This is a genomic window from Microbacterium sp. SS28, from assembly GCF_022761035.1.
In the GTDB taxonomy this organism is placed as follows: Bacteria; Actinomycetota; Actinomycetes; order Actinomycetales; family Microbacteriaceae; genus Microbacterium.
In genome coordinates this window covers 263,400-285,013 of sequence record NZ_JAKWJP010000001.1, presented here as the reverse complement: position 1 = coordinate 285,013, position 21,614 = coordinate 263,400, and the positions used below count along the sequence as shown (strand labels likewise).

At 66.1% G+C, this 21,614-nt stretch carries 22 protein-coding genes and 1 tRNA gene; 19 read left to right on the top strand and 4 right to left on the bottom strand.

Features of this window, described 5'->3' with window-relative positions; all coding sequences use genetic code 11:
• The first annotated feature begins 39 nt into the window (after positions 1-39).
• The 8 genes from nrdF to MJ607_RS01255 all read left to right on the top strand — a co-directional run bounded on the left by nrdF (position 40) and on the right by MJ607_RS01255 (position 8,637).
• Positions 40-1,017: a class 1b ribonucleoside-diphosphate reductase subunit beta gene (gene nrdF / locus MJ607_RS01290; RefSeq protein WP_243073736.1), complete on the top strand. Its 978-nt coding sequence runs from the start codon at positions 40-42 to the stop codon at positions 1,015-1,017.
• A 364-nt stretch (positions 1,018-1,381) separates the two neighbouring features.
• Positions 1,382-2,761, top strand: coding sequence for a site-specific integrase (locus MJ607_RS01285; protein WP_243073735.1), 1,380 nt, complete (start codon positions 1,382-1,384; stop codon positions 2,759-2,761).
• Positions 2,758-2,976, top strand: a complete 219-nt coding sequence (locus MJ607_RS01280; protein ID WP_243073734.1) for a DNA-binding protein — start codon at positions 2,758-2,760, stop codon at positions 2,974-2,976. Before MJ607_RS01285 ends, MJ607_RS01280 begins: the two co-directional genes overlap by 4 nt.
• A 154-nt stretch (positions 2,977-3,130) precedes the next feature.
• On the top strand, positions 3,131-3,559 hold the full coding sequence (locus MJ607_RS01275) for a hypothetical protein (protein WP_243073733.1): 429 nt from the start codon (positions 3,131-3,133) through the stop codon (positions 3,557-3,559).
• Positions 3,554-3,636, top strand: a tRNA-Ala gene (locus tag MJ607_RS01270). The genes MJ607_RS01275 and MJ607_RS01270 overlap by 6 nt, the downstream gene beginning before the upstream one ends.
• Before the next feature lie 297 nt (positions 3,637-3,933).
• Positions 3,934-5,157 carry a site-specific integrase gene (locus MJ607_RS01265; RefSeq protein ID WP_243073732.1) on the top strand — a complete coding sequence of 408 codons (1,224 nt, stop codon included), beginning with the start codon at positions 3,934-3,936 and terminating at the stop codon, positions 5,155-5,157.
• A gap of 171 nt (positions 5,158-5,328) precedes the next feature.
• The gene (locus tag MJ607_RS01260) at positions 5,329-5,583 is read left to right on the top strand and encodes a helix-turn-helix domain-containing protein (protein WP_243073731.1); all 255 of its coding nucleotides are present in this window, start codon (positions 5,329-5,331) and stop codon (positions 5,581-5,583) included.
• 264 nt (positions 5,584-5,847) lie between these two features.
• Entirely contained in the window at positions 5,848-8,637 is a 2,790-nt protein-coding gene (locus tag MJ607_RS01255; protein WP_243073730.1) for a tyrosinase family protein, read from the top strand.
• A gap of 37 nt (positions 8,638-8,674) precedes the next feature.
• On the opposite strand, the gene MJ607_RS01250 is transcribed toward MJ607_RS01255, so the two are convergent.
• Together MJ607_RS01250 and MJ607_RS19810 are read right to left on the bottom strand one after the other, a co-directional pair.
• Positions 8,675-9,145, bottom strand: a complete 471-nt coding sequence (locus MJ607_RS01250; protein WP_243073729.1) for a hypothetical protein — start codon at positions 9,143-9,145, stop codon at positions 8,675-8,677.
• Between the two features lie 26 nt (positions 9,146-9,171).
• On the bottom strand, positions 9,172-9,294 hold the full coding sequence (locus tag MJ607_RS19810; protein ID WP_279234272.1) for a hypothetical protein: 123 nt from the start codon (positions 9,292-9,294) through the stop codon (positions 9,172-9,174).
• A 61-nt stretch (positions 9,295-9,355) separates the two neighbouring features.
• Here MJ607_RS19810 and MJ607_RS01245 point away from each other — a divergent pair, with 61 nt between their 5' ends.
• The 3 genes from MJ607_RS01245 (at position 9,356) to MJ607_RS01235 (ending at position 11,500) form a co-directional block, all read left to right on the top strand.
• Positions 9,356-9,922 (top strand): TetR/AcrR family transcriptional regulator, encoded by a 567-nt coding sequence (locus MJ607_RS01245; protein ID WP_243073728.1) that lies wholly within the window; start codon positions 9,356-9,358, stop codon positions 9,920-9,922.
• Between the two features lie 213 nt (positions 9,923-10,135).
• Positions 10,136-10,612, top strand: a complete 477-nt coding sequence (gene soxR, locus MJ607_RS01240) for a redox-sensitive transcriptional activator SoxR (protein ID WP_243073727.1) — start codon at positions 10,136-10,138, stop codon at positions 10,610-10,612.
• Positions 10,613-10,702: 90 nt separating this feature from the next.
• The gene (locus MJ607_RS01235) at positions 10,703-11,500 is read left to right on the top strand and encodes a CPBP family intramembrane glutamic endopeptidase (protein ID WP_243073726.1); all 798 of its coding nucleotides are present in this window, start codon (positions 10,703-10,705) and stop codon (positions 11,498-11,500) included.
• Between the two features lie 83 nt (positions 11,501-11,583).
• On the opposite strand, the gene MJ607_RS01230 is transcribed toward MJ607_RS01235, so the two are convergent.
• Positions 11,584-13,176, bottom strand: a complete 1,593-nt coding sequence (locus MJ607_RS01230) for a serine hydrolase (protein ID WP_243073725.1) — start codon at positions 13,174-13,176, stop codon at positions 11,584-11,586.
• 228 nt (positions 13,177-13,404) lie between these two features.
• Between MJ607_RS01230 and MJ607_RS01225 the strand changes: the two genes are divergently transcribed.
• Positions 13,405-14,427, top strand: a complete 1,023-nt coding sequence (locus MJ607_RS01225; RefSeq protein WP_243073724.1) for a GlxA family transcriptional regulator — start codon at positions 13,405-13,407, stop codon at positions 14,425-14,427.
• 52 nt (positions 14,428-14,479) lie between these two features.
• Here the strand turns inward: MJ607_RS01225 and MJ607_RS01220 are convergent, their stop codons facing one another.
• Entirely contained in the window at positions 14,480-15,673 is a 1,194-nt protein-coding gene (locus MJ607_RS01220) for an alpha/beta fold hydrolase (RefSeq protein WP_243073723.1), read from the bottom strand.
• Between the two features lie 378 nt (positions 15,674-16,051).
• On the opposite strand from MJ607_RS01220, the gene MJ607_RS01215 reads away from it, so the two are divergent.
• From MJ607_RS01215 to MJ607_RS01185, 7 genes are all read left to right on the top strand, one after another.
• Positions 16,052-16,339, top strand: a complete 288-nt coding sequence (locus MJ607_RS01215) for a metal-sensitive transcriptional regulator (protein ID WP_243073722.1) — start codon at positions 16,052-16,054, stop codon at positions 16,337-16,339.
• A 32-nt stretch (positions 16,340-16,371) separates the two neighbouring features.
• On the top strand, positions 16,372-16,722 hold the full coding sequence (locus tag MJ607_RS01210) for a heavy-metal-associated domain-containing protein (protein WP_243073721.1): 351 nt from the start codon (positions 16,372-16,374) through the stop codon (positions 16,720-16,722).
• Positions 16,719-18,983 carry a cation-translocating P-type ATPase gene (locus tag MJ607_RS01205; RefSeq protein ID WP_243073720.1) on the top strand — a complete coding sequence of 755 codons (2,265 nt, stop codon included), beginning with the start codon at positions 16,719-16,721 and terminating at the stop codon, positions 18,981-18,983. Before MJ607_RS01210 ends, MJ607_RS01205 begins: the two co-directional genes overlap by 4 nt.
• A 13-nt stretch (positions 18,984-18,996) precedes the next feature.
• Positions 18,997-19,368, top strand: a complete 372-nt coding sequence (locus MJ607_RS20130) for a hypothetical protein (protein ID WP_308193784.1) — start codon at positions 18,997-18,999, stop codon at positions 19,366-19,368.
• A gap of 59 nt (positions 19,369-19,427) precedes the next feature.
• Positions 19,428-19,868: a DUF6153 family protein gene (locus MJ607_RS01195; protein WP_243073719.1), complete on the top strand. Its 441-nt coding sequence runs from the start codon at positions 19,428-19,430 to the stop codon at positions 19,866-19,868.
• 92 nt (positions 19,869-19,960) lie between these two features.
• The gene (locus MJ607_RS01190; protein WP_243073718.1) at positions 19,961-20,560 is read left to right on the top strand and encodes a DUF305 domain-containing protein; all 600 of its coding nucleotides are present in this window, start codon (positions 19,961-19,963) and stop codon (positions 20,558-20,560) included.
• A 163-nt stretch (positions 20,561-20,723) separates the two neighbouring features.
• Entirely contained in the window at positions 20,724-21,596 is an 873-nt protein-coding gene (locus MJ607_RS01185) for a sialidase family protein (protein WP_243073717.1), read from the top strand.
• Positions 21,597-21,614 lie beyond the last annotated feature (18 nt).

Sequence of the window (21,614 nt, the reverse complement as noted above, 5' to 3'; positions counted from 1 at the left end):
TTCTTTCGCTCGCCCGACGACCGGCAACAAGGACTCGATATGACCGCACCCAAGCTCCAGCTCCTGGATTCCGTCCAGGCGATCAACTGGAACCGCATTCAGGACGACAAGGACCTCGAGGTCTGGAACCGCCTCGTCAACAACTTCTGGCTCCCCGAGAAGGTGCCGCTCTCCAACGACGTGCAGTCGTGGGCGACGCTGACCCCCGAAGAGCAGCAGACGACGATGCGCGTGTTCACGGGGCTCACGCTCCTCGACACGATCCAGGGCACCGTCGGCGCCGTGTCGCTCATACCCGATGCGATCACGCCGCACGAAGAGGCCGTTTACACGAACATCGCGTTCATGGAGTCGGTGCACGCCAAGAGCTACTCGTCGATCTTCTCGACGCTGTGCTCGACGTCCGAGATCGACGACGCGTTCCGCTGGTCGGTCGAGAACGAGAACCTGCAGCGCAAGGCGCACATCGTCATGGAGTACTACCGCGGCGACGAGCCCCTCAAGCGCAAGGTCGCCTCGACGCTGCTCGAGTCGTTCCTGTTCTACTCGGGCTTCTACCTGCCGCTGTACTGGTCGAGCAAGGCCAAGCTGACGAACACGGCCGACATCATCCGCCTCATCATCCGCGACGAGGCCGTGCACGGCTACTACATCGGCTACAAGTTCCAGAAGGGACTCGAGCAGCTCGACCAGGCCAAGCGCGACGAGCTCAAGGACTACACGTTCTCGCTGCTCTACGAGCTCTACGACAACGAGGTGCAGTACACGCAGGACCTCTACGACGGCATCGGCCTCACCGAGGACGTCAAGAAGTTCCTGCACTACAACGCCAACAAGGCCCTCATGAACCTGGGCTACGAGGCCATGTTCCCCTCGACCGTCACGAACGTGAACCCGGCGATCCTGTCGGCGCTGTCGCCCAACGCGGACGAGAACCACGACTTCTTCAGCGGATCGGGTTCGTCGTACGTCATCGGCAAGGCCGAGGCGACCGAGGACGAGGACTGGGACTTCTAGAAGTCCCCGGACGTGCCCCGCCCGTAAAGGGCGGCTGAGAGGCCCGGACCCGCAGGATTCTGCGGTTCCGGGCCTCTTTCGTGCCTTCTCTCAACAGACAGAGGAGGACTCAGATGGACGTGAACGGCAATTCGGTGTGGCACGCGGGTGGCACGCGCGCACCTCTCTTGGTGAAGCGGGGTGGTCCGCCGGCCGGAATTCGGTATCGGCGTGCCACTGAAGTCGTGCCACTGCGTGCCATAGGAGGCGTCCTCAGGGTTGTAAAGGGCCTGACGAGAGGCACATTTTACCCATCAAGTGCTCCGAATGGCACGGAGTGGCACGACCGCCCGCTTGAGTCCACTCAGGGTCACAGGAGGGCACGATGAGCACCACCAGGACGACCGGAAGCGCGGGCGTGAAGCGGGAGGGCTGGGGGAGTCTTCGTAAGCTGCCCTCCGGCCGCTGGCAGGCCCGCTACCCCGCACCCAACGGCGAGACCTATCCGGCTCGTACGGAGGACGACAAGCCGCTGACGTTCCTGACCAAGACCGATGCGCGCACGTGGCTCGCCAGCATGCATTCGACGATCGCACGAGGGGAGTGGGAGCCGCCGTCCGCGGGCGCGGCGCGGCGCCGAGCGGAAGCTGCCGCGGAGAAGGCTCGGTCCATCAGATTCACCGAGTACGCGAATCAGTGGATCGCGACGATTCGCACCGAGCCGAAGAAGAACGGCAAGCGTCGCGCGCTCGGCACGGTCCGCTCCTATAAGGGCAAGATCGACGGCTATCTGGTTCCCGAGTTCGGCGATCTGCCGGTCCGGGAGGTGGACATCGAGCGCATCCGCACCCTGACTGCACGCCTAGACAGCATCCCTTCGCCGTTGAATCCGAAGTCCAAGTTCAATGGGGTGACGCGCCCGGTGCTGACTGTGCTCATGATGATCCTTCGACAGGCGGCACGCGACGGGCTCATCCCGGCCGCGCCGGCTGTCTCGCTGCCCCGGCAGGAGGCGGTGATCAAGAATGACAATGCCGGGCTCGATGACGACGTCGCGACGCCGCAGCAGGTGGAGGCCCTCTACGACGCAACGCCGAAGCAGCTGGCGATCATGGTGCTGCTCGCCGCGTGGTGTCAGTTGCGTCGTGCCGAGTGCCTCGGACTGCAGCGGCGTGACATCCAGTGGCTCGACGATGGTGGTGCAATCCTGCACGTGCGGCGCCAGCTGAGCGCGAACACGGGGGACTACTCGAACGAGCTCAAGAGCGAGGCCGGCAAGAGGTCTCTCGCCGTCCCGAAAGTCATGCTGGAGCGGCTCAAGTCTCATCTGTGTGACCATGTCGGGCCGGACGCGAAGGCTCCGCTGGTTCCCACCAATGCCCGTGGCAGCGTGCCGTTGTCGAACACGCGATGGGGATACGTCTGGATGGACAGTCGGGATGCCGTCGCAGGCTTGCCTCCGAGGTTCCGATTCCACGACCTCCGCCACGCGGGTTTGACGATCTTCGCCCAGGAGGGTGCGACGCTCGCCGAGCTCATGCGCCGCGGCGGACACTCGGACATCCGCGTTGTCCTCCGATACCAGCACGCGACGATGGCGCGAGACCGTGAGCTCGCCGATCGCATGAGCGATCGCATCGAAGCGAGGATGCGTCGGGCCGAGGCCGGGATCGAGCCCGCGGGGGCGGGTGATGAGTCACCGCTGGACGGCGATGGACACCTATCAGGTAAGGAAGGCATCGGAAACCAGGAGGTACTGCCATGACCACTCGCCCTCGTGCGGAAACGCCCCTGCGGTCGCTCGTCTCGCTCGCCGTTGCGGCGGGGGAGTTCGGAGTCTCGATCAAGACGGTCCGACGCCGGATCTCGGACGGGACGGTGCACGGCTATCACGTCGGCCGACTCATCCGAGTCGACCTCGATGAGCTCCGCGAGCGGATGGTCGTGGAGATTCCGACGAGGAAGCGACTGGACCGATGAGATTCTCGTCGCCCCCAACCGTGCACTGGAGGTGGATCCTGTGAGCCGGCCAGCGATCGCGCCGGGAACCTATGGCACGATCTCGACTACCAGACTGGAATCAGACAAGTTTCGAGCTGTCGCGCGATATCGCCGTTGGGACGGGGGCCGGCGTGTGGTAACCGCGACCGGCCGGAGCGAAGCAGCGGCGAGCCGACTTCTGGCGGAGCGCATCTCGCAATTGCTTCAGGTCGAGCGCGCCCTCGAACTGGTGAGTGCTGACTCACCGTTCGGCGACGTCGCGGAAGCTTGGCTCGTTGAGTTGCGAACAGGGGGGACGCCCGAGGACGCCGTGGCCAACCTCGAGTACATGCTTCGTCATTGGGTTTTGACGACCTTCGAGCAGATTCCGATCGATGAGATCACTGCGGAGATTCTCGAGCCGTTCTTAGTCCGCGCCCTCGAGGTATCTGCGGATCGAGGCAGATTCTCGCGCGGGATCCTCGACATGGTTATGGACTTCGCAGTTAGGAATGGGATCGCGCCCGCCAACCCCATGCGCGCTGAGGGAAAGAAAAGCGAAGCTGTCCCTAGTGACGGATGAGTGGGACGGGACGTAATCGACGCCGCACCTGCATGGCATGCAGGGGGTCAGGGGTTCGAGTCCCCTCAGGTCCACCAAATACTCCCGGAAGTCCGCGGCTCGTCGCCGCGGCTCCGGCGCCCGGTGGGGGCTTGACGGGGCTCGGTCGCCCTTTACTCGCCTTTTTCAATCGTTCGCATTCGGAAGCAACCGGTGCCGATCGGGAAGACCGACACCGCGGTCTCTACGTGGGGGCTCGGCTCTCGGACGCGATGCGCACCCGCGGCGGCCTCGCGAACGCACCTATCCGGCAAGTCGACGTACTTCCCTGCGCGGTGCGGAATCTCATCGCAGGACCGTCGACGCCGATTCGATGTGCGAAGTGGGGCGCTGAGATGCCGCGACCGAAGCTTCAAGATGGCACCTGGGGCGAGTTCACCCAGACGACGCTCGAAAACGGCAAGGTCGTCCTCACTGCCCGCTATCGCCGTCTCGACGGCAGCGAGTCGAAGACCACGGCGCAGGGCAGGAGCAGGTCGGAAGCCGCGCGCAAGCTGCTCGGCAAGCTCCCCGCGCTTGTCGCGGAGGCCCGCCCCGGGAAGGGCGCGCCGGACCCCGCAGTGCCGCGCACATTCCGCGATCTCGCGCTGGAGTGGATCGAGCACGACCGACTCCGGATGGAACAGGGGGAAATCGCGCCCTCGACACGTCACGAACACGAGCGCATCGCCCGGAACATCCTCATTCCGCGACTCGGAGACGAGCTCGTCGACCAGATTACGACTCGCGAGATCTCAATTGCCTACCACCAGATGGTCCGGGAATGGCCGGCGCAGGCACGCAACGCGAAGGGGGTGCTCTCCCTGATCATGACCTACGCGGCCCAGATGGGCGTCGTCGAACGCAATCTCGTACGCGAGGTGCCCGCGATGCGCCGGAAGAAGAAGGAAATCTTCGCGCCGGGGATCGAGGAATTGCGCATGTTCCGTGCGGCGGTCGTCGCTTACAACGAGGATCCGGACCGCCCAGGCCCGATGCCCAGCCCGCTCCTGCTGGACACGGTCGACATGATCCTCGCCACGGGTCTCCGTATCGGCGAGGTGCTGGGGCTGCGCTGGGAGAAGGACGTGAACCTCGACACGGGGTCCCCGTATTTGGTCGTTAACGGTGCCGTCAAGGAGAAGGGAGGAGCCAAGCGCTGGGAGCCATTTCCGAAGTCGGAAGCTGGACGACGCGAGATCGCCCTTCCTGAGTACGCCGTCGCTATCCTGTTGCGCCGTCTGGTCGACAACGACGGCGGCAGCGAGTTCGTGTTTCACACCCGGACGCTCCGACCCAACGGCCAGCAGGATGTGCACCGCTCCCTGCGGAACGTCCGACGGCACGCGGGGCTCCCCAAGGACTATGTGCCACACGCCCTTCGTAGGTCTGTGGGCACGGTCGTCGCGAACAGGATAGGACTCGAGCAGACGGCGCTGCTGCTCGGGCACGAGCGTTCACGGGTCACAGAGCAGTACTACGCAAAGCGAACGCGTGAGACTCCGGACGTGCGCGATATCGTGCAGGCCGTCCACGACACCATCGGTGCGGTGAGGCGCCGCGAAAGAGAAGGCGCGTAGATAGGGTCGGCACCCACAAGGGACGTACCCCCTGCGAGGGTCGAGGTGGCGCACTGGCATGGCTCGCATCGGGAGCGCATCTCGCGGTCGAACCGAACAGGAGTCAACGGAGGTATCTGCCCATTGATTGCGGTTCTCTAGGATTCGTAGCGACTGGCGCACCTACTGTTCATGGATCTGAAAGAAGCCGCCCAGAACGAATGGGGCTTAGAGCATCTGATGAACGTCAGGGAAGTCGCCGCGCACCTGCGGGTGCCTGTCTCGACCGTCTACGACTGGCGCACCAGGGGCCTCGGCCCGCCCGCGCATCGTTTCGGGAAGCATCTCGCCTTCGCTGTGTCGGACCTGCAGAGTTGGATCGAAGAGCACCGAGATCCCATCCAGCCGGTTTCGGGAAGCGGCGCTCTCCATCAGGGCTCCGCGTAGGAACGTTCCCATTTTGGTTGCGCGAGACTCGTTGGGCGGCCGTCTGCCAGGCAGTACTTCTGCCGATCCCTGCCCCGTGCGACCCAGGCAAAGTAACTTCATGTCCCCCGATATCTCCATGCCCCAACTCGTCGACACCCTCCTTGAGTACGCCGAACTCGCATCCCCGAGCCTGATCGCACCGGCTGGACCACCACCACACGAAGCAATTCCCTCCTCGTGGCACGGATGTATCACGCGGATCCGGCCGGCCCTCCTCACTTCGTGGCGCCATTCGTGTGCCGTTCGTGTGAGGAGAGAGCCATGGCCATCGGAGACGGGATCCGACGCAACATTGCTGAAGTCAGTCCCATCGAGCGCGACCGCTTCATCGAAGCGATCCGCAAACTGGACACCACGAAGTTCTTCCCTGATGGCGTGTCGTACTGGGACAAGCAGGAGGAGATCCACAAGAACGCCCACTTCAACGGTGTCGATGTTCATGGCGGCCCCGCCTTCATTCCTTGGCATCGCGTCATCGTCAAGCGGCTGGAAGCGCTCCTTCGCGAGGTCGATCCCGCACTGTCGTTGCATTATTGGGACTGGACGACCGATCCTCGAGTGGCATCGGGACCACGTGCGGCGCTCTTCACAGATCAATTCATGGACAACGCGTCCGGCGAGGTGAGCCACCTCCTGGCGAATTTTGAGTCGTCGGAGGATGCCGAGCTCGGCAACGGACATGCGAAGATCTGGCGGGCGGTCGGCGTGAGCGACGCGAACCCGGACGGCACTCCGAACATCGCGACGGACTCGTCGATCCTGCTGAACACGGACTTTTCATCGTTCGCCGCGGCGCTGAAGTCCGCTCATGACTTCGTCGCGCACAGTTACATCGGCGGGACGATCAGCGACGCACACTACTCGTTCCACGACCCGTTCGTGTTCCTGCTGCACTCCAACCTGGATCGGCTCTGGGCCAAGTGGCAGACCGACCCCGCGCACCCCGAGCGCATCCAATCGGCGACCGCGTACGCCGGGCTCACTCCCGGCCAACTGACCTCGCTCATCAGCGAGCACGTCGAACCCTGGGCAGGCGGCACGGGCCTGGACCCGTGGGCCTCGGATCCCACAAAGCGGGCGGTCATCAACTATCTCGACGTCTCCGTGGTCTCGCCGCCGTGCTACGACTCGAACGGGAGCGACTTCCGGATCGTCGAGGCGGAAAACCCCTTGAACAGTGCGACCTCGAGGTACCAGGTCGTCTTCAACGACGTACCCGAGCTCGAGACGACCTGGCGTTCGGCCACCTTCCGTGTCCGCACCTGCGGCGATGTAACGGCCCAGATCAAGCCGGGCACGACGCCCGCCGCGCCGTTCTCCGTCGCCACACCCTCCGTCCTTTCCAAGGCGGGACCGACGCAATATCGCGACATCCGCGTCTGGTTCGAGTTCACCGCCGGCGCGGTCGGCACTGCGCCGCAGTCCCTCGGGCCAGTGAACACGACGGTGACTGTCGGAACACAGGACTTCGACCTCGAGCTGCTCGGAAACACGATCCCCCGGCCGACGGTAGCTGTCGCACTCTCACTCGATCAATCCGGCAGCATGGCGGACCCTGCTGGTACCAGCGGCGCGCAACGCCTCGACGTGCTCAAGGATGCGGCGGCGCTGTTCGCCAACCTCATCCAGAAGAACAACGGCATCGGCCTGACCCGGTTCGACGATGACGCGTATCCGTCCAACCACGCCACATTCGGAGGTCTGCCGATCTCCAAGATCACCAGCGACGGCTTCGGTGACCCGGTGCGAGGTCTGGCCCTCAACGCGATCGCGGCGCACGGCGCGCACGGGGCCACCTCCGTCGGGGACGGACTCGCGATGGCGCGTTCGGAGCTGAACGCCTTGCCGGCAGGCGACTACACCGACAAGGCGATCGTCGTCTTCACCGACGGCCTCCAGAACCGGCCCCAATCCATTGCGGACGTCGCGTCGGCGATCGACGACCGAACGTACGCGGTCGGACTGGGCAACGAGACCCAGGTGAATACGCTCGCCCTCACCCAGATCGCCGGGTCTACGGGAGGGGCTCTCCTGCTCTCCGGAACGTTGTCGTCAAGTCTTGATGACCAGTTCCGCGTCAGGAAGTTCTTCCTGCAGATCCTCGCGGGCGTGAGCAAGACCGAGATCGTGGTCGACCCGGTTGGACATGTGCTGCCCGGAGCAGAGGTCCGGATCCCCTTTGCCCTCACCGAAGCTGACATCAACGCGCGGGTCATCCTGCTGACGACTCTGCCCGTCCTGCACGTCGCAGTCGAGACGCCGATGGGGGAACTGCTGGATGCATCAAGTGGCGTGCCGGGCCTCGACGTGGAGCGGAACGCTGAGGTCACAACTGTCGCTCTCTCCCTCCCCTTGCCTGCGCCGCAGGGTCCCGCGCACGCCGGCACCTGGCATGCCGTGCTGAGAATCGACAAGCGCGCCTACAAGAAGCTGCTGGCTCGGGACGACAATGATCCCAAGCTCCGGGACCTTCGGACACAGGGGGCGGCGTACTGCCTGAGCGTGCACTCGCTGACCAACCTCCGGATGCGCGCCGGTCTGACGCAGAGCGGATTCACCCCTGGATCCGACCTTATGGTGCGCGCTGTGCTGAGTGAGTACGGCGTCCCGGTCGAGGGTCGGGCGCGGGTCGCCGCTCACGTCACCTACCCCGACGGCTCGGCGACAACGCACGCCCTGGCTGAGGAGCCCGGTGGCACCTTCAGCCTCTCGATGCCCGCGAACCAGTCCGGTATCTACCGGTTCACCGTGACCGCGGAAGGAGGCTCGGTCCGCGGGGTGCCGTTCACCCGAGAAGCGCTGCTGACGGCCGCTGTGTGGCCCGGCGGCGACCGGCCCGACCCCGAGCCCGGCGGTCGCGGCGACTCGCATGAAGGTGGCGACTGGTGCCACCTGTTGCGTTGCCTGCTCGAGAACGGTGCAGTCTCGGACAAGCTCCGGGAGCGGTGGCGCGAGCAGGGGTTCGACCTCGACGCGCTCCGCGACTGCGCCGAAAGGGCGTGCCGCGACTGACTCGGCAGTTCGAGTTCGCACCCGGGAGTGGGTGAAGTCAGTTCGCTCTCGAGCTATCCGACCAGGGCGTGATTCCGCGCGGCTTGATGTAGCCCAGCCCAGCGATGAGTGCGAGAACGCCGAACGCAGCAGCGGAGTCGATAACGAGTTGAAGCTGAAGTGCTTCCATGTCATGGCCCATCCCCAGCGCGGCGTCGGCCGCGGCATCCACAACTCTCGTATGAACCAAAAGCAACGCTGTCGCCCCAGTGGTGAGCACGAGCTTGAAGAGAACCCACCAGTGACGCGTCAACCCCCAGCGCGAAAGGACCGAGGTCAGTACGCCGGTGAGGAACGACAGGATGGTAAGCGGAACGATCACGACCCAAAGTGTGGTTGCAAGGGCCGCGTACGCGCCGGCATGGACCCGAGTATCGGGGGCGGACCAACCGAGGATGGCAATCACCAGGAACACCGCCACTGCGGCCGCCCAGCTGATCGATGTGACCACGTGCAGTGCACGGATCACCGACCGGGTGCGCCCCCTTGTCGAACTCATCCGTGCATGCCCGCCATGCCGTTCCCCGTCAGATGCACGATCAGAACAGTGACGACGACGGCGACGATGATGGCGCCAAGAACGATGACCCAGGGAGGGATCGCCGACTTTCGGGACATGCTGCTATTAATACACAGTGTTCGTATTGAGTCAAACTGTCTCGAATGTTAGAATCCTCCCGTGCCCAAGCTGTGGAGTGACACCATCGCCGATCATCGGTCGGCCGTTCTCGATGCGATCCTCGACGCGACCGCCGAGCTTGTTCACCGCGACGGCGTGACGGGCCTGACGATGACGGCTCTGGCGGAAAAGAGCGGAGTGGGGCGAGCAACGCTCTATCGATACGTTCCAGACGTCGCGGCCGCGTTGGTTGCCTGGCAGCAGCGGGAGATCTCGCGGCACCTGCAACGTCTGCACGCCATCTCGAGCCAGAGCTCTGATGAAGTTCGCTTGGAGAATGTCCTCGTCGCGTACGCGCGCATTCGGAGCCACCGTCACGGCGATGACGGGTCGCTTCATGGGGCGGGGCAGTTAGCTATGGCGGAGAACGAAGTACGCGAATTGTTGCGAGACATCATCGCTGACGAGGTCAGGGACGGCCGGGCGCGCGCCGACCTCTCTCCGGAGGAGCTCGCCGCATACGCTGTAGGATCGCTTGGCGCCGCCGGATCAATAGCCACTCCATCTGCTGCGCGGCGGCTCGCCGCTCTGGTCCTGGAGAGCATTCGGTCCGGATCGGACGCCTAGGGCGTCTAGCTCGCAGCGTCACGGAAGCCCCGCTACTGCAGAGTCGGCCTCGCATGATGCCTCGTTACCCTGGGGCGTGACCGGGCTGGTGATGGACACGGTTCGACGCATCGCCACCCGCAGGTGCTCTGGTGTGGGCCGTCCGTACACCACAACTTCCCGTAGGGCATGTCGTGACCGCTCTTCTTAGTACCGTGGTCCCGGAGGGCGAAGATGGCCGAGCCGTGGATCGATAAGACCAAGCCGTTGACGGTGGGGGAGGTTTCGGCGCGGAGTGGGGTGAGTGTTTCGGCTCTGCACTTCTATGAGCGGGCGGGTCTGATCCGCAGCGAGCGCAGTGCGGGCAATCAGCGTCGGTATGCGCGGGACACCTTGCGCAGGGTTGCCTTTGTTCGGGTGTCACAGCGGGTGGGGATTTCGCTCGCGGAGATCAAGGAGGCGCTTGACTCGCTCCCGGAGGGGCGGACGCCGCGGCGACGCGACTGGGCTCGGCTCTCGGCGCACTGGAAAGAGCAGCTGGATGCGCGCATCGCCGACCTCCAGCACCTGCGCGATGATCTCAACGACTGCATCGGTTGCGGCTGTTTGAGCCTGACCACGTGCGCGTTGCAGAATCCCGGCGACCAGCTATCCCGGTCGGGGCCGGGCCCGCGCCGCTGGATCGACGCGAGGTCTACCAAATCGGGCTGAATTCGCTCTTGACCTCAACTTCGGTTGAGGTTCTAACGTGCCTCGTAGGACGGGCAGGTGGCCCGTTCCGAGCACTCGAAGGAGCAGATCATGTCTACGTCCACGCCGCGGCAGCGGTCACACACGCGGCGGAAGCCGGTCGCCGCGCCCCGCACAAGGAACCTCTTCCTCTTCGCCGGCATCGCGGTCCTCTCCGGGTGGGTCCTGCTCGGCATGGCGGTCGCGCTGCAGCTTCCGATGGAGGTGTTCCTGCTGGCCGTGAACTTCCTCGGCCTGCTGCTGCCTGCACTTCTCTTCACCTGGCGTGAGGGTGGGGGAGCCGCGGTGCGACATCTGCTGCGCGACGCTGTTCGACTCCCCGCGCACTGGTGGTGGCTGCCCGTGGCCGGCTTGGGCTTGCCCGCGGTGGTGTGGGCTCTGTCCGCCGCATTAGGCGCAGCGCAGCCTCTCACTCTGACTGTGCTGGGCGGTTTCGCGGTTCAACTCCTGAGCAGCTGGCTGATCATCAACATCTGGGAGGAGACGGCTTGGACCGGCTACTTCCAGCGGCGGGCCATGCTGCGCTGGGGGACGATCGCGGGCAGCTCGCTCACCGCACTCATGTTCGCGGCTATCCACCTGCCGTTGGCATTCGCAGGCGGAAACGTCCTGATCAACATCGTCTCCCTCGTCGTGGCCGGCTTCGGGCTGCGCCTGATGATTGCCGGTGTGGACCGGTGGACGGGCGGGAGCCTTCTCACCGTCGGTCTGCTGCACGCGTCGTTCAACGCCACGCCGTCGCTGATCGATCCGTCCTATGACTGGGTCCGCCTCGCCGTGACCCTGCTGGCGGGCGTGGCAGCGGGCGTGGCGCTGCAGCGTCAAGGCGCGCGCTCGAGTCCGCGGTGAATGCGACTCGGTTACGGATGCCGGCGGGGCGAGCCCGCCGGCATCCCATCGCCAAATTCATCCGGAGACGCGACGCGTTGGAGCTAGGACAGCCCTACGGTCGCGCGGGTGTCCGCATCACCGGCGCGAGTCGCAACAGATTCGGCGCCGCTGCCTCCCGCTCTCTGCGAGCAGCCGCGGACCTCGGACGATCCCGCGGTGCGATCGCTCCAAGCTGCCAGCTCCTGGCGGCCAGCGTCACAGTCCCTGCGAGCGCAGTCGTGGCAGCGAAGATCGCGAGCGCGGGCCAGCTGTACAGGATCGTGACCCAGGTGAAGTCGCGGCCATCGAGGAACCATCCAGCGAGCTTGGGCACAGACGCGACCAGCACGAGCAGTCCAACGAGCGGTGCGAGGCGCGCGATTGCGAGGACAGGTGTCCGGCCGAGGCGGACTGCCCACCGACCCGCGGAGACCACTCCACGACACGCCGCGAGAAGCATGGCGACAGTGAGGACCGCGAGCACGGTGTCGAGGAACCTGCCGGGATAGATAGGGCGCGGTGGGGCGCGGGTCTCCACCCTCGATGATGTCGAGTACTCCGTGGAAGATCCCGATCTGCTCGATGAGCACCCCGGAGCTGGCGTTGAACATCAGCGAGAGGCCGATCCGGGACTCAGGCAGGATCGCGGTCGCGGCGCTGAAGGTGAGGAGGTTGCCGGTGTGCGTGAGCCGGGTCGGGGCATCCTCAGGTCCGCTGGTGCTCCAGCCGAGCGCGTAGCGGGAGCTTCCACGGCTCGTGTGCATCTGCGTCATGGCCGACTCGGACACGATTCGGACGCCGTCGGCGGTGACGCCACCGCCGGCTTGCACGATGAGCCATTGCGCCATGTCGGCGGCGGTCGACACGACGCCGCCCGCGCCGTCCGCGAAGTCGCCCGGGGCGGGCACCGGGACCGGCCGCCCGTAGGCGAGCAGGTGCCCGCCCGCGAGATCGGCTACAGGATCGTTGTCCTTCTTGGTGTCGGTGCTCGCATCCATGCCGGCGGGCCGGAAGACATGGTGGCGGAGATACTCGTCGAAGCTCTCCCCGCTGACGACCTCGACCAGCCGCGCGGCGACTTGATAGTTGGGGTTGTGGTAGTTGAACTCGTCTCCCGGATCGGCGACCAGGCGCGCGGCGTGAAGGCTCGCGGCTGCTTCGGCGAGAGTGGCCGGCTGCGGCCGGCTGAGATCGGGGACCTCCCGGTCCGCGAGCCCGGACGTCTGATCGAGGAGCTCGCGGATCGTGATGTCCTTCCCGCGCGGATCGGCGATATGGAACTCCGGCAGGCGGGAGTAAACGCTGTCGTCAAGCGCGATCTTTCCGGCGTCGACGAGCTGCATCACGGCAAGGGACGTGAACGCCTTGCTCAACGACGCGATCCGGAACGAAGTCCCGTCGGTGACCGCGCTGCCCTCGGAGTCGTGCCCATAGCCCCGCACATGCACGATTTCCCGCCCGCGGGTGATCGCGATGGCCGCCCCCGGGATCCCCGCCTGGGCGAGGCTGTCGATCACGAACTGGTCGACCGCCTCGACGTCGATCGCCTCATCCTGTGCTGCCGAGGCGGGCACGGTGGGAAGCGCAATGGCCGCCATCGAGAGCAGCAAGGCGAACCCGTAGCGGGCGTAGGTCGAGAGTCGTACGGTGATCATTTCGGACTCGATTCGAAGAGGGACGGGGTGGATGCTGCAGACTCGCTCCGTCGGCGCACGGCTCCGGCCGCGACGGCGTAGGCGATTCGCTCATTGCTCGCGCAACGGCGAAATGCGATGAGCGCGGCAGTGACCGCGACCGCGGTGACAAGCGACATCCACCGGAAACCGGTGCAGTATGGCGAATACACGAGGCCTCGATTCCTGTTATGGGGGTGATTTCACGGTATGACTGAGCCCGCGACCCACCTAGGACACGCTCTTGACGATCTCGGCCACCGAGGACCGGCCCAGACCGAGCCGCGGATCGTGATCGTGGGGTTCCCCTCCGCGCAGATCCTCGACGTCACGGGACCGCTGGAGGTGTTCTCCACCGCGTCGCGGTTCCTGCCGATTCCCCGATACGCGACCCAGCTCGTCAGCGTCGACGGCGGTTCCGTCGTCTCGACGAGCGGCCTCGCGTTTGCGACCGACCCGATCGAGCAGGTCACCGGAGACATCGACACGCTCGTGGTCTCCGGGGGCCGAGACATGGATGTCGCGGCCGCCGACACGAAGCTGGTCGACAACGTCCGGCGGCTCGCGGCTCGGTCACGTCGGGTGACATCGGTCTGCTCGGGTGCGTTCCTCCTCGCCGCAGCGGGGGTGCTTGACGGACGCCGCGCGACGACGCACTGGGCGGAATGCGCAGACCTCGAGCGCGACTACCCGGAGGTCGCGGTCGAGCCAGATGCGATCTATGTGCAGGACGGCAACGTCTGGACCTCTGCCGGCGTCACCGCGGGCATCGACCTCGCGCTCGCCCTAGTCGCCGACGATCACGGCCGTAAAGCGGCAGCGACCGTCGCCCGCCGGCTGGTTGTCTACCTTCGCCGCTCGGGCGGGCAGGCCCAGTTCTCCGCAGTACTCGCGGCCCAGTCCGCGAACGACGAACCTATCCGCGACCTGCTGGCCTGGATTCCCGACAACCTCACCGCCGACCTCTCTATCCCGGCGATGGCGCAGCGCACCCACCTTTCGGAACGGCAGTTCAGTCGCGTGTTCAAAGGCGAGGTCGGCATCACACCCGCGGAACATGTCGAGGCGGTGCGGATGGAGGCGGCGTGCCGCCTCCTCGAGACCACTCTCCTCGGGATGGAGGAGATCGCCCGAAAGTGCGGCTTCGGAACCCCCGAGACCATGAACCGCGCCTTCCGCCGGCGGCTCAACACGACGCCCGGCGACCACCGGCACCATTTCGGGCCGACCTGACAGCCGGACCGCGGGAGTGCCGGCGCGCGACCTGCGCGCGCCGGCACTCGTCTCACTTTGCGAGGGGCTGACCACTCCGGACGGCGGCGACCACGTCGAGAATCGCGTGAGCCGTGACGGCGGCGGGTTCTTCATCCGAGACCAGCATCTGGTGGCTGGCATTCTCGACGACGCGGTGCACGCTGTCGGTCGACAATGCGGCCATCCGGTCCTGCGCCTCGAACCACTCAGCATCGCTGTCGACGCCGGCGGTCAGAACGAACAGGGGCTTGTCGCCGAAGCCGGTGAGGGACGCCGCGTGCTGCACGGCGTCTCCCGCGTCGGCGTACTCGTTGATGCTGCTGAGCAGGTCGCGTGCGGTACCTCCGAACATGTGGCCCAACCCGAGCTGTGCGGGTGAGGAGAGCAACGCGATGACACGGTCCATGACGAACGGGTGGGGCTGGTAGCCGGAGGAGGTCGCGTCGGGCGCAGTTGAGTCGATCAGCACCATCCCCGCGACATCGCTCGGATACTGCGTGGCGAACATCTGCACGTACAGCCCGCCGAAGGAATGGCCCGCGAGGACGTACGGTCCAGGAACCTGTGCCCGCTCGAGCAGGGTGTGCAGGTCGGTCGCGATCTGGATGCCGTGGGCGAGCGTGGGGGTGGAGTCGCTCCAGCCGCGCCCGGCGCGGTCGTAGACGCACACGCGGGTGTCGCGTGCCACCGCCGAGCGGAGCAGCTCGAGCTCGGCGGCCGCTGCACCGCCGCCGGCTTCCAGCACCACGGTGGGGCCGCCGGAGCCGGCGCAGTACAGGTGCAGACGGTGACCGCCGACATCGATCAGCCGTCCGGGCATCGGGGTCGCCTGGGCATCCACCGCCTCGCCGATCGCCTGATAGCCGGCTCCGACCGACGCCAGCCCCAGCGCCGCGATCACGGGATAAAGCACCCACCGAGCGCGCGACCCGCTGAGGTTCTGCCGGACGCGCACGATCATGTAAATCGACACGGCGAGCATTGCTGCAGGAAGAATCCAGTTGACCGCCGGTTGCACTGCCGGTCCGAACACCACTAGGAGAAGTCCGCTCGGCCCCATCAGCGCGGCGGGGGCGAACGCCCATCGCTGCGGCTGATCGGTGAACCGCGCTGCGAGCAGGGCCAGCATCGCCCAACCCGCCGCGAATCCGCACAGCACGGATCCGATGACTGCGCTCTGGGTCGCTGGTCCGAACGGGACCAGCACGAGGAGAACCGCAGTCACCAATCCGAGGGTCAAGGAACCGAAGACGATGACTCCGATGCGTCCCCGCCGCGCCGGCCCCGAAACAGTCGCTTCGCGATATCCCTTCGCCTCTGGGGTTGGGGCTTCAATGAGAGCCGACTTACTAGACACAATGGACTCCGTCCTCACCTCGCGCCGGACGATTGCCGCGGCGTCTTCCCTACGACTTCACGCTATGAGCGCCTCGCCACGTCACCTAGGACACGGTCTTGACGATCTCGGCCATTCCTCGGAGGAACGCCGCGACACAGGACGGCGACATTGCCAGCAGGTCGGTCGCACGAACCATCCCCGAATACCCAAAGTCCCGCACTACCCCATACCCCCATGGGGTACAATGGAGTAGGAGGTACGGCGATGCATGTTCACGGTTATGTCGACGACAAGGAAGCTCTGCTTAAGCGTCTCCGCCGCGCGGAGGGGCAGGTGCGCGGCATCGCCCGCATGATCGAAGAAGACAAGTACTGCATCGATGTGCTTACCCAGGTTTCCGCTGCGAAGAGTGCGCTGGAATCTGTCGCCCTCGCCTTGCTCGAAGACCACCTGACGCACTGCGTCGCTGAAGCCACAGCCGCCGGGGGACCGGTCGCAGACGAAAAGCTGCGCGAAGCCAGCGACGCGATCGCACGCCTCGTCCGCTCCTGAGCCACGACAAGACGCCACAAGAAGGAAGAACTATGACTGCTTTTGAGACTCGCGACCTCGGCCTGACCGACAAGAACGCCGGCTGCGCCTGCTGTTCCCCGACCAGCCACGCGACTGCCACGGCGTCGGCGCAGACCGCGCCCGAGCCGATGGGGTCGCGCCCCATCGTCACCGACTACCTCGTCGAGGGCATGACGTGCGGACACTGCGTGCGCAGCGTGACCGAGGAGCTCTCCGAGCTTCCGGGGGTCGCCGAGGTGGACGTCGACCTGAACTCGGGCGGCCTCTCCCGTGTTCGCGTCGCAAGCGACGCCGTTCTCGACGAAGACCAGGTGCGTGCCGCGGTCGAAGAGGCCGGGTACGCGCTCGCGCCCACCTCATGAGCACCGCCGACGTCGACCTCGACATCACCGGGATGACATGCGCCTCGTGCGCCACCCGGATCGAACGGAAGCTGAACAAGCTCCCGGGTGTTGAGGCGACGGTCAACTTCGCGACCGAGCGTGCACACGTCCGCGCCGACGGCGTGCCAGTCGAACAGCTGGTGGCCGCCGTCGAGGCCGCCGGGTATGCCGCCGCAGTCCCCGCTCCGCCGGCCGCCGCGGACGAGAACCGGCGAGCTGCGGCGGACCCGGAGCTGACCTCCTGGCGACAGCGGCTGATCATCTCGGCTGTGCTTGCGGCGCCCGTCGCGCTGATGTCGATGATCCCCGCGCTCCAGTTCACGAACTGGCAGTGGCTGGCACTGACCCTGACCGCCCCGATCGTGGTGTGGGGTGCCTGGCCGTTCCACCGCGCAGCGGCGATCAACGCCCGGCACGGTGCCGCCACGATGGACACGCTGATCAGTGTGGGCGTGCTCGCCTCGTTCGGGTGGTCGCTGTACGCGCTGTTTTTCGGTGGTGCTGGCATGCCCGGGATGACGATGAGCTTCCAACTCTTCGGCCCTCCGCAGGCTGGTGGTCACGAGCTCTATCTCGAGGTTGCCGCGCTGGTGACGGTGTTCATCCTCGCCGGCCGATACATGGAGACACGGGCCAAGCGACAGTCCGGCGAGGCCTTGCGCGCGCTCCTCGAACTGGGAGCAAAGGATGCCGCGGTGGTCCGCGACGGTCTGGAACGGCGAATCCCAGTCGACCAGCTCGCGGTGGGTGACACGGTGGTCGTGCGGCCGGGGGAGAAGATCCCTTCCGACGGCGTCGTGGTCGAGGGCGCATCCGCCGTCGACGAGAGCATGCTGACGGGCGAGTCCGTCCCGGTGGAAGTGGGACCCGGCGCACCGGTCGTCGGCGCCACCGTCAATGCCGGAGGCCGACTGCTGGTCCGGATCACCCGAACTGGTGCTGACACCGAGCTCGCTCGCATCGCGAAGCTTGTGGAAGACGCGCAAACCGGCAAAGCGGAGGTGCAGCGGCTCGCGGACCGGGTCTCGGCCATCTTCGTTCCAATCGTGATCGGTCTGGCAATCATCGCGTTCACGGGGTGGGCGCTGACCGGGGCTCCGCTGGAGATCGCGTTCACCGCGGCGGTCACAACGCTGATCATCGCGTGCCCGTGCGCGTTGGGGCTCGCCACTCCTACGGCTCTTCTGGTCGGCACCGGCCGGGGCTCTCAGCTGGGAATTCTCATTCGCGGCCCGCAGGTGCTCGAGCAGACCCGCCGCGTCGACACCATCGTGCTCGACAAGACCGGCACCGTGACCGAAGGCGCCATGAGCATCAGCGCCGTCCATCCCACAGAAGCGGTCAGTGAGCACGAACTGCTCCGTATCGCAGCCGCAGCTGAGCACGGGTCGGAGCATCCGATCGCCCGTGCCATCGTCGACGCCATTCCCGCCCCGCCCACGGCGGAAGAGTTCCTCGCGCATGCCGGGCAGGGTGTTCAGGCCGTCGTCGAGGGACGCCTGGTCGTCGCCGGACGCGCCGCATGGCTTGACGAGCAATGGGCGATCCAGGTCCCCGTCGCCCTCACCGCACGCATCGCCGCCGACGAGGCTGCCGGTGGGAGTGTCATCGTGGTGGCGTGGGACGGTGTGGCGCGGGGCGCGATCAGCGTCGCGGACACCGTGAAGCCGCACAGTGCTGAGGCGATCACCCGCCTCCGCAGGCTCGGCCTGACCCCCATTCTCCTGACCGGCGACAACGCGGGTGCCGCGCACGCTGTCGCGGCCGCTGTCGGAATCGACGATGTCCGATCGGGCATGACCCCGGCCGGCAAGCTCGACGCGATCCGTGACCTCCAGCAGCGCGGTCGAGTCGTCGCGATGGTCGGGGACGGCGTCAACGACGCCGCCGCGCTCGCAGCCGCGGACCTCGGCATCGCCATGGGCACCGGCACTGACGCCGCGATCACGGCCAGCGATCTGACGATCGTCTCGGGCGATCTTCTTGTCGTGCCCGACGCGATCCGGCTCGCACGCCGCACCCTCGGCACGATCAAGGGCAACCTGTTCTGGGCCTTCGCCTACAACGTCGCCGCCGTCCCGATCGCGATGGCCGCCCTCCTCAACCCGATCGTCGCGGCCGCGGCGATGGCGTTCTCCTCAGTGTTCGTCGTGACGAACAGTCTCCGCCTAAGGAGATTCCGTCCGCTCCCCGGCATCCCCGCCGTTGCACCGATGATCCGGCAGACCGTCGAATCCTGAGACAGGAACAGACATGACCCACCACCACGAGCACGATCACCATCCCCACGAGCACGAGCACGAGCACGAGCACGATCACCATCCCCGCGAGCACGACCACGGGCCCGCGCACGACCATGTGCCCGCGCACGACGAGGGTCACGGGCATGAGCACCCACACGACCGCTTCGCCGCCACGGTCGCGCACCACCACCACCACGACCCGGAGCCCGGTGCGGCGCAGCTGGTGGAATGCCCCGTGATGCCGGACAACATGGTGAACCCGGAGCGCGCCGAGGCGAAGGGCCTCTACCGCGACTACCGAGGGACGAGGTACTGGTTCTGCTGCGCCGACTGCCCCCCGCTCTGGGACGCAGACCCGGCCCGGTACGCAACCGCGAGTTGATCGGCGACTGGGGCGCCATTGGCGCTCGCGCCAATCCTGACAGAGAAGGAGGACAGCCGATGCGGACGATCCGCGCCATCCTGCAGTCACGCTCCTCCCTCACGCGCGTACTGATCGGTGTGGCCCTCACCCTCGGGGTCATCGTCGGCCTGCTCGCGATGCACACGCTGAGCGGGGGCGACGCCAGCCACGGACACTCCCCAGCTGGCGTCGCCGCGGTAGCCGATTCGCATGCGCCGTCGATGCACGATCCCTCTGGGGTGGCCGACCCTGAGTTGTGCGATTGCGGGACCAGTGGACCGGTGGATGGCCACTCGATGCTGGCGATGGCGTGTGTTCTCGGGCTGCTCATCACTGTTCTGATTCTGGCAATTCCGAAAGATCTGGGCAGAGTCGATCTGCGCGCACCACTTCTCGGACTAACGACCGAAGTCGCTCGGCGCGCACTGGCGCGCGCACGACCGCCCTCGTTGTACGTCCTCTCCATCAGTCGAACGTGATCTTTCGCGCGCACTCCGGGCGTCCGGAGTTGCTGCGACGTGCCACGCGCACAAATCACCTTGTTTCGCACTGACATGAAAAGGACATACCGATGAACAGAATCCGCACTATCACACTGGCCTCCACCGCTCTGGCCGCCGCCCTCGTCCTCGCTGGGTGCGCCCCGCAGCAGTCCACCATGCCCGGCACCAACCACGAGTCCGGCATGATGAGCAGCTCCGAGTCGGCCGACTTCAACGACGCCGACGCGATGTTCGCGACCATGATGATCCCGCACCATGAACAGGCCATCGAGATGGCCGACGCCGTCCTCACGAAAGAGGACGTCGACGCTCGCGTCACAGACCTCGCCACCAAGATCAAGGAGGCGCAAGGCCCCGAGATCGAGACGATGCAGGGCTGGCTCCAGGACTGGGGTGTCGCCGACGACAGCGACTCCTCGGATGGCATGGGCCACGGCGACGGGATGATGTCGGAAGACGACATGGCGGCGCTGGATGCCACCACCGGACCGGAAGCGAGCCGCGTGTTTCTAGAGCAGATGATCATGCACCATGAGGGCGCCATCGAGATGGCACAGGCCGAGATCGATGCCGGACAGAACCCGGACGCGGTGGCGCTCGCGAACAAAATCGTCGAGGACCAGACGGCCGAGATCGCCACCATGCAGGACCTGCTCGATCAACTCTGAGTTCGTGGGTGGGGTCGGATGACCCCCGACCCCACCCACCGCCGCCGACTCCCCGTCGAGCACTCTGCTCTACGGCAGCGAAGGCGGTCCTGCAGCACACGCGCGCTGCATCCTCGCCGCCGCACCGTGCAGCCCGACCCTCAACATCTAGGAGGCGCGAGAAATGTCTCGCAAACCAACATTTGTCTCCGCACTCACGGTGCTCGGACTCAGCCTGGCTGGCTGCTCAGAGATCGCTGGACCCGGCCCGGCGAACACGCTCGGCGCGGAGTCCGACGCCTTCGTGCATATCCACGGACTGGAAGAAGGGGCAGGCGACGCGCTCCTTGTCGCTACCCATGTGGGGCTCTATCAGATCGACAGCGCCGGCACCGTAACCGGCCCCATCAGCGGTAACCAAGCCGACCTCATGGGTCTCACGAGCTCTGACGGCACGCTGTTCGCCTCCGGTCATCCCGGAACGGATACACCGGTCGAACTCGGTACACCGAACCTCGGAATCATCCGAAGCGACGATGCGGGACAGTCGTGGGCGCCCGTCGCGTTCACGGGCGTGGAGGACTTCCACATCCTTGACAGCACCTCCAATGGCCGATTGTTCGGCGTCGGATCGGCATCCCCCGCAGTGCGGGTCAGTACGGACGGGGGACTCAGTTGGTCCACCGGCGCCGACCTCCCCATGGTCGACCTTGCCTCCGCGGCAGACGGAGTGCTGTACGCGGCGACGGAGAGGGGAGTTCAGGTCAGCAGGGATGAAGGCGTGACCTTCTCCATCCTCCCCGACGCACCCCTGCTCTATACGCTAGACGCTTTCGCCGACGGCACCCTCGTCGGCGCAGACACAGAAGGAGTGCTGTGGCGCTCGTCGCCCGACGGCGGCTGGGAGAAGCTCGCAGAGACCCACGGCCCCTTGAGCGCGCTCACCGCAGGTGAATCGGGAGCCGTCCTCCTCGCGGACGACCGCGGCATCGTACGCATCGACGACACGGGCGAGACGATCATCACACAGGACGGCGAACAAGACGGACACTCCTGAGATCGATGGCGAGAACGC